At 65.0% G+C, this 12,731-nt stretch carries 12 protein-coding genes; 6 read left to right on the forward strand and 6 right to left on the reverse strand.

The features are described from left to right. Positions 1-81: 81 nt before the first annotated feature. The 6 genes from HV765_RS22155 to HV765_RS22180 all read left to right on the forward strand — a co-directional run bounded on the left by HV765_RS22155 (position 82) and on the right by HV765_RS22180 (position 7,736). Complete coding sequence (locus HV765_RS22155; RefSeq protein WP_175170963.1) at positions 82-1,302, forward strand: CaiB/BaiF CoA transferase family protein; 1,221 nt, start codon at positions 82-84, stop codon at positions 1,300-1,302. Positions 1,303-1,321: 19 nt separating this feature from the next. Further along, on the forward strand, positions 1,322-2,119 hold the full coding sequence (locus HV765_RS22160) for an enoyl-CoA hydratase/isomerase family protein (protein ID WP_054423236.1): 798 nt from the start codon (positions 1,322-1,324) through the stop codon (positions 2,117-2,119). A gap of 9 nt (positions 2,120-2,128) precedes the next feature. Then, positions 2,129-3,352 carry a CaiB/BaiF CoA transferase family protein gene (locus tag HV765_RS22165; protein ID WP_175170964.1) on the forward strand — a complete coding sequence of 408 codons (1,224 nt, stop codon included), beginning with the start codon at positions 2,129-2,131 and terminating at the stop codon, positions 3,350-3,352. Further along, a complete protein-coding gene (locus HV765_RS22170; RefSeq protein ID WP_175170965.1) occupies positions 3,349-5,691 on the forward strand; it encodes an acyl-CoA dehydrogenase family protein in 2,343 nt (780 codons plus the stop codon). The genes HV765_RS22165 and HV765_RS22170 overlap by 4 nt, the downstream gene beginning before the upstream one ends. Before the next feature lie 43 nt (positions 5,692-5,734). Beyond that, positions 5,735-6,706, forward strand: coding sequence for a tripartite tricarboxylate transporter substrate binding protein (locus HV765_RS22175; protein ID WP_175170966.1), 972 nt, complete (start codon positions 5,735-5,737; stop codon positions 6,704-6,706). A 67-nt stretch (positions 6,707-6,773) separates the two neighbouring features. Beyond that, entirely contained in the window at positions 6,774-7,736 is a 963-nt protein-coding gene (locus HV765_RS22180) for a LysR family transcriptional regulator (protein ID WP_054423240.1), read from the forward strand. 68 nt (positions 7,737-7,804) lie between these two features. On the opposite strand, the gene HV765_RS22185 is transcribed toward HV765_RS22180, so the two are convergent. The 6 genes from HV765_RS22185 to HV765_RS22210 form a co-directional block, all read right to left on the reverse strand. Next, positions 7,805-8,674 carry an amidohydrolase family protein gene (locus tag HV765_RS22185; RefSeq protein ID WP_175170967.1) on the reverse strand — a complete coding sequence of 290 codons (870 nt, stop codon included), beginning with the start codon at positions 8,672-8,674 and terminating at the stop codon, positions 7,805-7,807. After that, positions 8,671-9,285, reverse strand: a complete 615-nt coding sequence (locus tag HV765_RS22190) for a carboxymuconolactone decarboxylase family protein (protein ID WP_175171041.1) — start codon at positions 9,283-9,285, stop codon at positions 8,671-8,673. The genes HV765_RS22185 and HV765_RS22190 overlap by 4 nt, the downstream gene beginning before the upstream one ends. Positions 9,286-9,298: 13 nt before the next feature. Then, the gene (locus tag HV765_RS22195) at positions 9,299-9,913 is read right to left on the reverse strand and encodes a glutathione S-transferase family protein (RefSeq protein WP_054423242.1); all 615 of its coding nucleotides are present in this window, start codon (positions 9,911-9,913) and stop codon (positions 9,299-9,301) included. 39 nt (positions 9,914-9,952) lie between these two features. Beyond that, positions 9,953-10,597 (reverse strand): flavin reductase family protein, encoded by a 645-nt coding sequence (locus HV765_RS22200; RefSeq protein WP_054423243.1) that lies wholly within the window; start codon positions 10,595-10,597, stop codon positions 9,953-9,955. A 40-nt stretch (positions 10,598-10,637) separates the two neighbouring features. After that, the gene (locus tag HV765_RS22205; RefSeq protein ID WP_175170968.1) at positions 10,638-11,609 is read right to left on the reverse strand and encodes a Bug family tripartite tricarboxylate transporter substrate binding protein; all 972 of its coding nucleotides are present in this window, start codon (positions 11,607-11,609) and stop codon (positions 10,638-10,640) included. A gap of 61 nt (positions 11,610-11,670) precedes the next feature. After that, complete coding sequence (locus tag HV765_RS22210; RefSeq protein ID WP_175170969.1) at positions 11,671-12,660, reverse strand: Bug family tripartite tricarboxylate transporter substrate binding protein; 990 nt, start codon at positions 12,658-12,660, stop codon at positions 11,671-11,673. Positions 12,661-12,731: the final 71 nt, after the last annotated feature.

A 12,731-nucleotide genomic window follows, 5' to 3' on the forward strand; every position in this document is an offset into this window, starting at 1 on the left:
CAGCTTTGCGCGCCACGCGCATCCCGCCCAGCCATTGAAATCCTAGACTACCTGCACATCACAGGCGTCAAGGAGAAGGCTTTGCAGCCGCTGTTATCAAACGTGAAAGTGCTGGACCTGAGCCGGATTCTGGCCGGCCCCTGGGCCAGCCAGATCCTGGCCGATCTGGGCGCGGACGTCATCAAGGTCGAGCGGCCTGGCCTGGGCGACGACACCCGGTCATGGGGCCCGCCGTTCCTGAAAGACGAACAGGGCCAGGACACCACCGACGGTGCCTATTTCATCGCCACCAATCGTGGCAAACGCTCCATCACGCTGGACTTGCAGACGCCCGAAGGCCAGGCGCTGGTCAAGGAGCTGTGCCGTGACGCGGACGTCGTGCTCGAAAACTACAAGGTCGGCACCCTGGCCCGCATGGGCCTGGATTACGAATCGCTGTCCAAAATAAACCCACGTCTGGTGTATTGCTCGGTCACGGGTTTTGGCCAGACGGGCCCGCGTGCAGCAGAACCCGCCTACGACTTTCTGATCCAGGCCATGGGCGGCCTGATGAGCGTCACGGGCGAACGCGACGACAAGCCCGGTGGCGGGCCGCAAAAGGTGGGCGTGCCGATTGTGGACCTGACCACGGGTGTCTACGCTGCACTAGGCATCGTTGCCGCGCTGCTGCGCCGTTCGCAAACGGGCCAAGGCGAACACATCGACGTCGCCATGCTGGACGTGCAGGTCGGCCTGCTGGCCAACCAGGCGATGAACTTTCTGTTGGGCAATCGCGTGCCGCGCCGCACGGGTACCGCGCATCCCAACATTCAGCCTCAACGCACCTTCGCCTGCGCCGATGGAGACATTGTGATCGTCGTGGGTAATGACGCGCAGTTCGCCACGCTGTGCCGTTTGCTTGGCCAGGATGCGCTGGCGCAAGACCCGCGCTATATCACCAACAGCCAACGCGTGAAGAACCAGGCCACGCTGGACCCCATCCTGGACGCAATCTTTGCCGCGCAACCGCGCGCGCACTGGCTGGCGGCGCTGAAGCAAGCGGGCGTGCCGGCAGGGTCGATCAATACGGTGCCGGAAGTGTTTGAAGATCCGCAGGTCGTGCACCGCGCCATGCTGCGCCGGCTGCCGCATCCCGCTGCCGGTTCGGTGCCGCAAGTGATGAACCCCTTGCGCTTCGCGTCATCGGATTTGCGCGTGGATCGCGCGCCGCCGCTGTTGGGCGAACACACAGAACAAGTGCTGGAGGAACTGGGCATGAGCGCCGAGCAGATCCAGGATTTCCGCGACCGCAAGATCATATAAATCAAACGGAGACTGCCTCATGAGCCACCCGGAAAATCTCGCCGGCCCCTACACCGCGCTCGACGTCACGATAGACGGCGGCGTCGCCATCATCCTGCTTGCCAACCCGCCGGTGAACGCGTTGAGCACCGAGATGATGAACGAACTGTCGTGGGTGCTGGACCGCATCTCTGAAACCCCTGAGGTCCGCGCCGTGGTGCTGTCGGGGCAAGGCAAAACGTTCTGCGCGGGCGCCGACTTGAAGACCCGTGCCGCCACCATCAAAGGGCCGGGTGATCTTCCGCAGCACTCGCGCCGTACCCGCGAGTGCTTTCACGCCATCCGCGAATGCGCCAAGCCCGTCATCGGCGCCATCAACGGCGCGGCGCTTGGCGCGGGCCTGGCCATCGTGGCGTCGTGCGACATCCTGCTGGCCGCCAACACGGCGGTGGTGGGCCTGCCGGAAATCAATGTGGGCCTGCTGGGCGGGGGCCGCCACGGCATGCGGCTGTTCAGCCATTCGCGTCTGCGCAGAATGATGCTGACCGGTTTGCGAATCGATGGCGACGAACTCTACCGGCTGGGCATCGTTGAAGCCTCCGTTCCCGCCGACGCACTGATGGACCGCGCCATGGAACTGGCGCGCGAACTGGCGTCCAAGAGTCCGCTGGCAAGCGCGCTGGCCAAGCAGACGTTGAACGCCATCGAAGACATGAGCCTGCGCGACGGCTACCGGTACGAGCAGGACATGACGGCCGCCATCGCCAAAACCGAAGACGCCCAGGAAGCGCGCCGTGCGTTCCTGGAAAAGCGCGCGCCGGTCTTTCAGGGCCGCTAAGGAGACAACATGACCCGTGCGCTAGAAGGCGTAAAAGTCCTGGACCTGAGCCGCGTGTTCTCCGGCCCGTGGGCCGCGCAAATGTTGGCTGACTTTGGCGCTGACGTGATCAAGGTGGAACGCCCGGGGCGCGGTGACGACGTCCGGCATCAAGGCTATCCGATGCCCGGCCGCAACGGCGAACCCAGCCCGCAAACGTCGTCTTTCGTGGCGATGAACCGCGGCAAAAAATCATTGACGATCGATATCTCGCGGCCCGAAGGCCAGGCGCTGGTACGCCGGCTGGCGCAGACCGCCGACATCGTGATCGAGAATTTCAAAGCGGGCGACCTGCGCCGGTATGGGCTGGACTACGCGTCGCTGTCGGCGTTGAATCCCCGGCTGGTGTATTGCTCGATCACCGGCTTTGGCCAAACGGGGCCGTACAGCCACCTGCCCGGCTACGACCCGATCTTTCAGTCCATGAGCGGCCTGATGAGCGTCACCGGCGTGCCCGATGGCGAGCCGGGTGCGGGGCCGGTGAAGGCCGGCTATTCCGTGTCGGACTTGACCGCGGGCTTCTATGCGGTGGCCGCCATCCTTGCTGCCTTGCATCACAGGAATCAGATTTCGGGGGTAGGCCAGCATATCGATCTGGCGCTGCTGGACGCACAGATTGCCGCCATTTCGCATATCGGCATGAACTATCTGGCCAGCGGAAAACTGCCTGCGCGCATGGGCTCGGCGTCACAGATCACCGCACCTTTTCGCGCGTTCGCATGCAGCGATGGCCATCTGATGGTGGCGGTGGGCAACGACTCACAGTTCCGCAGCTTCTGCAAAGTCATCGGATTACCCGAGCTGGCCGAGGACGCGCGCTTCCTGACCAACCCCTTGCGCGCCGCGGCGCAAGCCGAGCTATCACGCCTGATCGAACCGGCGATGCGCCTGCGCACCGCCCAAGCGTGGAACGAAGCGCTGGCCGCCGCCAACGTGCCTTGCGGCCCCATCTACACGATGGACCAGGTGTTTGAAGACCCGCAGGTGCAGCATCGCAAGGTGCTGGGCAGCGTTGACCACCCCGAGCTTGGCGCCATGCCGGTTATCAACAACCCCATTCATTTTTCCAACACGCCCATCACGCCGGGCCTGCCCCCGCCGCTGCTGGGCGAACACACGGCGGCGGTGCTGCGCGCGGAATTGGGCTTGTCCGACGACGAGATCGCCCGCTTGCACGCGGAGGGCATCGTATGAACGCCGTTGACCACGACCTTATCGAAGCCATTCGCGACAGCGCACGCGACTTGCTTTCCAGGCGCGATCAGCGCCAAAGAAAGCGGGCCGCGCGCGCCGCAGACCGGGACTACTGGCAAGAGATCGCCACGGCCGGCTGGGTAGGCATGAGCGTGCCGGAAGCCCTGGGCGGCCTGGGCTTGGGCTGGCACGCGATGGCGGCCGTAATGGAAGAAGCGGGACGCGCGCAATTGCCCGAGCCGCTGGTGGGCGCGGGAGTGCTCGCCACCGCCCTGCTGACGCGCATTGATCCGGCGCCGGGCTCAACGCTGCGCGATCAGCTGCTGCAAGACCTTTGCGCCGGCACACGCATCATTGGCGTGGCCTGGCAAGAAACCGAAGGCCAGTTGGAAGCCGGCGAGGCGGCGGGCGCGTTTGGCGTCAGCGTCACGGCGCGAGAAGGCGCTTACGTGCTGAACGGAGAAAAGCGCCACGTCATTCCCGGTGCGGGCGTGGACGGTTGGCTGGTGACGGCCGACGGCGAACACGGCACCGCGCTGTTCTATGTCGAAGCCGGCACCCCCGGCATCACGGCGCACGCACACACGCGCGCCGACGGCACGCCGGCCTGCCACCTGAGCATTGAGTCCGCCACGGTGCCCGCCGACGCGCTTGTGGCGCGCCATGACGTGCTGGACGCGGTTGACCACGCGTTGGACTACGGCCGGTTGATGCAGTCTGCAGAATTGATCGGGGTGGCGCGGCAGGTGCTGGCCGACACCGTGGCCTACCTGAACACGCGCCAGCAATTCGGCAAACCCTTGTCGTCGTTTCAAGCGTTGCAGCACCGCGTGGTCGACGCCGCAACGCAAATTGAACTGGCGGCAAGCAGCCTGCAAGACGCGCTGAACGCGTTGGCTGACACGCCCGACGCCATCACCGTGCGTAAGGTCGCGGCCAGCCGCGTCAAGGCGCGCGCGGCGCGTGCCGGGCTGGAGGCATCGCGGCTGGCTGTCCAGCTTCACGGCGCCATCGGCTACACGGAAGAATGCGATGTCAGCCTGCACTTCCGTAGCGCCCTGCACTTGTCCGCCTGGTTGGGCAACGCCACCGCCCACCGCCAGCGCTATGGCGCATTGGCGGACGACCCCGCCCCGCTGGCGGATGACGCAGACGAACCGGACAACGCGGCCGAGCCCTTTCCCCGGGATGCCGACTGGAATGGCATGCCCGAAGCGGACTTCCGCGCGCTGTTGCGCCGCTTCTTCCGCGCGCACTATCCGGCGCACCTGCGTCACGTTCCCTGGCGGCTGCATTGGGACGAGATCAAGGCGTGGTACTTCACGCTATCGCGCCAGGGCTGGATTGCCCCGTCCTGGCCCCGCGAACACGGCGGGATGGCGCTGTCGCCCGCCCGCCAGATTGCATTCATCGAAGAAGCCGAACGCTACGGCGTGGCGCGCGCGCCCGATCAAGGCCTGGTGATGCTGGGCCCGATTCTGATCCGCTACGGCACCGACGAACAGCGCGCCCGCTTTCTGCCGGGCATTCTGTCGGGCGAGGCCGTGTGGGCGCAGGGGTATTCCGAACCCAACGCCGGTTCCGATCTGGCGTCGTTGCGTTGCGAAGCGGTGACAGACGGCGATGCGCTGATCGTGACCGGGCAAAAGACCTGGTCAACGCTGGCGCAAGACGCCACCCACATGTTCATGCTCGTCCGCACCGACAAGAGCGTGAAGAAGCAGGCGGGCATCAGCTTCCTGCTGGTGGATCTGAACCGTCCCGGCATCAGCCGCCGGCCGATTCGAACCTTGTCCGGGCATGAAGAATTCTGCGAAGTGTTCTTTGATCAGGTCCGCGTGCCGCGTGCGAACGTCGTGGGTGAACTTAATGCGGGATGGGGCATCGCCAAGGCGCTGCTGGGGTTTGAACGGCTGTTTACCGGCAGCCCCAAGCACGCCAACCATGCGTTGCAGCAACTCTTCAGCATCGCGCGGCAACGCGGCCTGCTGGCTGACCCTGCATTCACGGACCGGCTGGCCGAGCTTCGGCTGGACAGCGCTGACCTGACCGCCATGTACCGCGTGTTCGCCGATCTGGCCCGTGCGGGGCGGCCGCTGCCACCTGAGCTATCGCTATTGAAAATCTGGGCCACCGAAACCCACGAACGGCTGGGTGCGCTGCTGATCCAGATTGCCGAAGAATATGGCGGCGCCGACATGCGGCTGGGCTACGGCAACAGCGGTGTCCAGCCGCTGGCGCCGTACATCAACGCGCTGGCCGCCACCATCTTCAGCGGCACCAACGAGATTCAACGAAACATCTACGCCAAACAGGTTCTGGGCCTGGACGGCGCATAACAACATGGCGCCGGCAAGACCCGGCGCGACCTGGAGAGAGACCATGCACAAAGCACCCGCACTGACGGTGGCGGCAATATTGATGGGCGCCGCGCTGCTGCCCGCAGCTCAGGCCGCCCAACCCTGGCCCAGCCAGCCTATCCGCATGATCGTGCCCTATCCGCCCGGCGGCTCGGTGGACAATCTGGCCCGGCTGCTGGCGCCCGCGCTGGGGCAACGGCTGGGCCAGACCATCGTCATTGAAAACAAGGCCGGCGCCAGCGGCACCATCGGCGTGGACGCCACCGTGCGCGCCACCCCCGACGGCAGCACCTTCGGCTTTGGCGTGCCGGGCGCCATTACCGGATTGCCTCACGTCATGAAGGTGCCGTACGACGTGGGCAGCATCCAGTATGTGTCGCTGGTGGCCCGCATTCCGCAGGTCATCATGGTCAACCCGGCGCTGCCCGACACGACGCTGGCCGCGTTCGTCAATGACGCCAAACAGCATCCCGGCAAGATCAACTATGGTTCCGCCGGCAACGTCACCACGCCGCATCTGGGCGGCGAATTGCTCAAGCAGCAAACCGGCATCGACATCATGCATGTGCCGTACAAGGGCGCAGCGCCCGCGGTGACGGCGCTGCTGTCCAACGAGGTGCAGATGTTCCCGGGCGATGCGTCGGCCGCGCTGGGCTTCATCAAGGCGGGCAAGCTGCGCGCCTTGGCCGTGGCCAGCCCCGAACGCTTCGAAGGCCTGCCTGATGTGCCGACCACCCGCGAAGCCGGCTTTCCCGGCGTGATCGTGGAATCGAACTACGGCATCATTGCGCCCACCGGCACGCCCCGCGACATCGTGGACAAGATGGCGGACGCCATCGCCCAATCCCTGGCGGACCCGGTGCTGCGCAAGAAGATGATCGACCAAGGAGCCATCCCGGCGGCCACCACGCCTGACCAGTACCGCACACTGATGGAAACGGAATCAAAGAAATGGGGCGAGGTCATCCGGCGCGGCAAGCTGGGGCTGGAATGATCCATTCCCGTGCGCTTTGCCGTACGCTTATGCCGTTGCTTGAGCCCCTAACCGTGAACTGCCGAACATGCCTTCTGCCAAAGCCACTGGCCTGAGCCTGGACCTGACCGCCGATCTGCACAAATGGAGGGCGTTCCTGGCTATTGCGGAGCTGGGCAGCATCACACGCGCCGCGCTCTACCTGGACCAGGATCAATCGGTGCTCAGCCGCCGCATCAACGCACTGGAGCGTGAATGCAATGCGCGGCTGTTCAACCGGACAGGGCGCGGCGTGCATTTATCCGAAGTCGGAGAACGCCTGTTTCCGCTGGTGCAGACGCTGCTCAATGACGCCGAGCGGCTCGAGCTGGAACTCAACGGCCAGGCGCGTGAACCGGCGGGGGAAGTGACGCTGGGGCTGCTGCCGTCGACGGCGCACCCGCTTATCCGCCGCCTGTTTTCGCGGCTGCGCAAGCAGTTCCCGAAGGTGCACCTGAAGATTCTGGAGGGTTCCAGCGGCCAGATCGAAGAGTGGCTGACCGACAGCCGCGTCGACATCGCCATCCTGTACCGGTATGGCGACAAATGCCCGCCCGGCGAACAGGCATTGGCCTATGTGGATTCCTACCTGGTGGGCGCGGCGGGCGACACGCGCACGCAATCCGGCGAGGTCACGTTCGACCAGCTCAATGGCTTGCCCTTCATTCTGCCGGGCGCCCCCAACGGCCTGCGCAATGCGCTGGATGGCTTGGCGCGGGCGCGCAAGATCACCATTGCGCCGCTGATCGAGGCGGACTCGCTGCCGTTGATGAAGTCCATCGTCGAGCACGAAAAGATGTACACCGTGCTGCCCCTGCATGCCGTCTGGCAAGAGGTGCAGGAAGGCCGGCTCAGCATCGCCGCGCTGCGCGATCCCACCATGGGCCGCATCATCTCGATGGCGTTTTCACGTTCGAAAGGGCCCGGGCGCACCGTCATGGAAGTGGCGGCGCAGATTGAAACGCTGGTGCGCGAGATCGGCGGCGAAGGCGTGTGGCACGCGAGTCCGTGATGACGGACCCGGGGGTTCAGCCTGCGCTTAGCCTGACCGTATCCAAGGCGCAGCCTGCCGCCGGCAGACTACGCAAAACCGTATAGCCGCGCCGGGTTGTCCACCCATACTTTCTTGCGCAACCCCTCATTGCCCAACCAGTCATATGCCACGTCCACCAGGGCGTCCGCCGACGGCGCGGATGCGCCCATCCGAACGAACGGCCAATCTGATCCCCACAGCACCTGGTCTGGATTCGCAGTGGTATAGGCGTCGTGGATGAACCGCGCGTTCTCGTAGTCTGGCGCGGCGCCCACCCGGCACAGCGTCAGTTTCATCCAGATGCGGCCCTCTGCCAGCAGACGGTGCAACAGTTGAAAAGCCGGGTCTTGCTCACCGCGCGCCGGCACCACGCTGCCCAGGTGATCAATGACGATGGGCACGTCCAGCGCCGCCAACGCGGGCAGATGCTGCACATAGGCATCGCAAGGCGCCCATAGCTGAGCGTGCAGGCCAAACTGCTTCATGCGCGGCGCCAGCGCCGCCAGCTGGCCAAAGCCCACGCTGCCGGGGAAAAGATTGCCGGCCGGATCGCGCGCTTCCAGAAACCGCAAGCCGCGCACGCCGCCGTCCACCATCGCCTGCAACTGCGCATCCGTCACCGACGGATCGGCCACCGCAATGCCGCGCAGCCGATCGCCGCCCTGCGCCAGCGCATCCAGCAGCGCTGCGGGGTTCACGCCGTAGGGCGCGGGCTGCACCAGCACGCCGCGTGCCGCCCCTAGCGTGTCCAGCATGCGCAGGTAGCGATCCACCGGCGCGTCCGGTGCGGCGTAAGACGATGGATGCTGCAAGGGAAACCGGTCATACGGGCCGAACACATGGCAGTGCGTGTCGCAGGCCAGGGCAGGCAAGGCGTGTTGCGGCGCCACCGGCATGCGCGGCATTTCCGCGTTCATGACGGCTCCTTGCGCGCCAGCGGCGCCATGGCGCTCAATGCCGGCTGATCTTGTTCGCGCGGCGTATCCAGCGGCGCGGGCGCGTCGTCCGGCATGGGAATCTCGTGCGCGTTCAAGGTCATGGACACCATCGTGTAGTAGCCGATCACGGCCGTCAGTTCAACGACGCCCACCGCCGCCCACCGCTCAACGGCTTGCGCGTAAAGGGCAGGCTCGACCTGCCCCGTTTCTTGCAGCTGGCGTGCAAACTCGTACACCACCTCGTCATCACGGGTATCGAACACGGGCAGCGCGCGCGCCTGAATGGCATCCAGCACGGCGTCAGAAATACCGGCGGCACGCGCGGCCTGCGCATGGATATACCATTCGATCTGGCTGTTCCAGCGGCGCGCCGTGACCACGATGGCCAGTTCGCTGACGCGCGGCGGCAGGCTCGTGCCAAAGCGCAGCAAAGCGCCCAACGCCTGCCAGCGCTCGGCCAGCTCAGGGTTGTGCAACGCCGCACGCAAGGGGCCGACCAGGCGGCCACGCGGCCCCGAGACGATCTTCTCGTACACACGCTTCTGGTCATCAGTCATGCTGTCGGGAGAAGGCAGCGGGATACGGCTCATCATCATCCTCAGTTCAAGGGGTTTCGTCGGGTTGGCTGCGCACGACCGACGGGCGTTCGGAGAAATTCCGATGCCATGCCGCCAGCGCGTCGTGCCCATCGCGCCAGGCGATGTCTGGAAAACGATAGTCCATGTACGACAGCGCGCATCCGATAGCGATCAGGCCCAGATCAAACGGCGTAGACGCCAACGCAGAAGCCTCGGCGTCCAAGGCCGCCAGCACCGACCGCACCTTCAGCGCAAAAGCATCCAGCCAGGCCGCCGTCTGCTTTTCCACAGGCTTGTTGCGCTCTTGCCGATACAGCAGCAAGGCATCCAGGAAGCCGTCGCCCAGCGCCTGGCGGCGTTCCGCCACCAGCCGCGCGTGCGGCTCCCGAGGCAGCAGGCGTCCGCCCGTCAGGCCGTCCAGATAGGCGCAGATCACCCGCGAGTCATACACCGGCGTGCCATCGTCCAGCACCAGCGTTGGCAATTTGATCAAGGGGTTATCCGGAATCAGATCCAGATTGGGCTTGTCCATAGCCACCGGCGTGCGCGCGAGCGTCACGCGGTCTTCCATGCCCGTTTCGTACAACACAATCATCACCTTGCGCACAAAGGGCGACCGTGGCGACCAATGCAGTTTCATCGTTCAGCTCCTGATTCGTTGAGTCTAATCCTGACGGGTTCAATGCCCCTGCGCGGGCCGCACGGCGGGGTCGTTCGCTGCGTCCGGGACAAGCATCTGGAACAGATCGCTGGTGTGCGCATACCAGCCCGCCCCATGCATGCGGCCCAGCAAGCGCAAGGCGGGCGTGTCCACGTAGAAGCGGTCGCGGTTCAACAGCGCATCATCGCGCAGGTACATGCCCACCACGCGCGCCAGCACGATCACCCGCTGCGGCGCAGCCTCGATCACTTGCCAGACCTTGCACTCCAGCGCGGCGGGACTTTGCGCGATGCGCGGCGGCGCCACTGTTTTCGACGGCTCGGTCGTGAGGCCGGCACGCACCAATTCGTTGACATCGGCGTGATAGTCCAGGCTGGTGCGATTCATCTGTTCGGCAAGCTCGGCGGACACCAGATTGATCACGAATTCACGTGTGTCCAGAATGTTGCGCGACGTGTCCTTCAACTGCCCGCCCCGGGGGCCGATGCCCAGCGCCACAATCGGCGGATCGCTGCTGACCACATTGAAGAACGAGAAGGGTGCGGCGTTGATATCGCCGGTTGCCGACTGGCTGACCACCCACGCGATGGGGCGCGGCACGACCACGCTGGACAGCAGCTTGAACGCATCGGCCGCGGCCAACTGGCTGAAGTCAAAGTTCATCGTGGCATCGCCTTGCGCGTGGTGGCTGAAAGGATCAGCGTCATTTTGCCAGCAGCCCCAAGGAGTCCAGCAACTGCTGCATGTCGGCGCGGTCGCGGCGCACATAGGCGTAGGCATCCGCCGGTGACAGCGCCATCAGCTCGATCGCTTGTTCCTGCATGACGCGGCGATAGTCGGGGTCGCTGTTCACAGCTTTGACCGCATCGCTTAAGCGCTGCACGACGTCGGGCGGCGTCCCTGCGGGGGCCGCCAGGCTGTACCACGTGGCCGCCTGCGCGCCAGAGATGCCGGCTTCTTCCAGCGTGGGCACGTCCGGCAACAAGGCCGAACGTTTGTCGGCCGCATAAGCCAGCGCCTTCAACCGGCCCTGGCGGATGAACGGCAAGCTGGCCGACAGGTTCAGCATGGCCAGGTCGATCTGGCCGCCTACCGCATCATTGATCGCGGGCGACGCGCCCGCGTAGGGAATATGGTTCAGCTGGATGTGCGCCTTTTGCTGGAACAGTTCTGCGCCCAGATGGGTAGCGCCACCCACCCCCGCCGAACCGTAGCTCAGCTTGCCCGGCTCGGCGCGGGCGCGTTCGACCAGCGCCGCAACACTGCCGATGCCGCGCGACGGATTCACCACCAGCATGATCGGCTGCACCGCCACCACCGAGCAAAACGCGAACCCCTCAACGCCGTCATAAGGCGTCTTCTGCATCAATGGCGTGACGACATGGCCAGCGGAGGTGCCTAGCAACAGCGTGTAGCCATCCGGCTTGGCGCGCGCCACAAAACCCGTGCCGATGGACGCGCCGCCGCCCGGATTGTTTTCCACCACCACAGGTTGGCCCAGCCGCTTCTCCAGCGCACGCCCAAGGCTGCGCGCCACGACATCGGCCGGGCCGCCCGCAGCATAGGGATTGATCAGCGTCAGCGGATGGTCAGGGTAAGAGGCCGCCTGGGCCATGGGCGTGAACGCGCACGCGGCAAGGGCCGCCGCAAGCAGGGATCGGATCATCGAAGTCATTGGAGTTCCCGTCGAAGTCATCGCGCGAAGAATGGCAAACGTCGCGCCCGCAAAACCGCATTCAATCCGCGCGTGCCCCAGACTGCTCGATCACCTGCGCCCATTTCGCCGTGTCGGTCTGAATCTGCGCGGCGAACGCTTCAGGCGTGCTGTGCGTGGTCTGGATGCCGTAAGCGGCCATGCGTTCGACCATCTGCGGCGATGTCATGACCGCCTTGATGTCCTGATTCAGCTTGTCGATAACGGCGCGAGATGTGCCGGCGGGCGCCAGCACGCCTGACCACAAGCTGACCTCGTAGGATTCAAAACCGGGCGATTCTGAAATCGACGGCACGTCCGGCAACGCCGGCAACCGTTTCCGGCTGGTCACGCCCAGCGCATGCACCTTGCCCTGCTTGACCTGTTCGATAAAGTTGGACGACGTATCGATCATCATCGAGATACGCCCAGCCAGAAAATCATTGATGGCGCCCGACGTGCCCTTGTACGGGATATGGCGGATATCAACGCCTGCCGTCGACTTGAACATTTCGCCCGCCAGATGGCTGGTGGTGCCATTGCCCGACGAACTGAACGTGAGTTCACCCGGCCGCTGCTTGGCCAGCGCCGCCAACTCTGCGACCGAGTTGACCTTTAATTCCGGGTTCACGACCAGCAGATTCGACGTCAGATTCGTCATCGAAATCGGCGCAAAGCTCTTCTGCGGGTCGTAGCGCAGCTTGGCGTACAGCGACGGGTTGATCGTCAACACGCCCATCGTCGAATACAGCAAGGTGTAGCCATCAGGCGCCGCGCTGGCCACGGCCTCGGCCCCGATCGACCCGCCCGCGCCGCCCCGGTTTTCCACCACGACAGCCTGCCCGAGCTTTTCTCCTAAGCCCTGCGCCAGCGCGCGGGCCATCAAGTCGGTGGCGCCCCCTGCGGGAAAGGGCACGATCATCCTGACCGGATGATCGGGATAGGGGCCGGCCAAGGCCGGCGTCAACGGGGCCAGCCCAATACCCAGCCCCATACCCAGGCTGACCCACACCAGCGCACTTGCGATCTTCATGCTGTCTCCAAACCTTATTTCTTGTGTTTGGAGCATGGTAGGCGCGGCGCCTGGGCGGCGCTATGCGCCGA

It is taken from the genome of Achromobacter kerstersii, assembly GCF_902859595.1.
In the GTDB taxonomy this organism is placed as follows: Bacteria; Pseudomonadota; Gammaproteobacteria; order Burkholderiales; family Burkholderiaceae_B; genus Achromobacter; species Achromobacter kerstersii.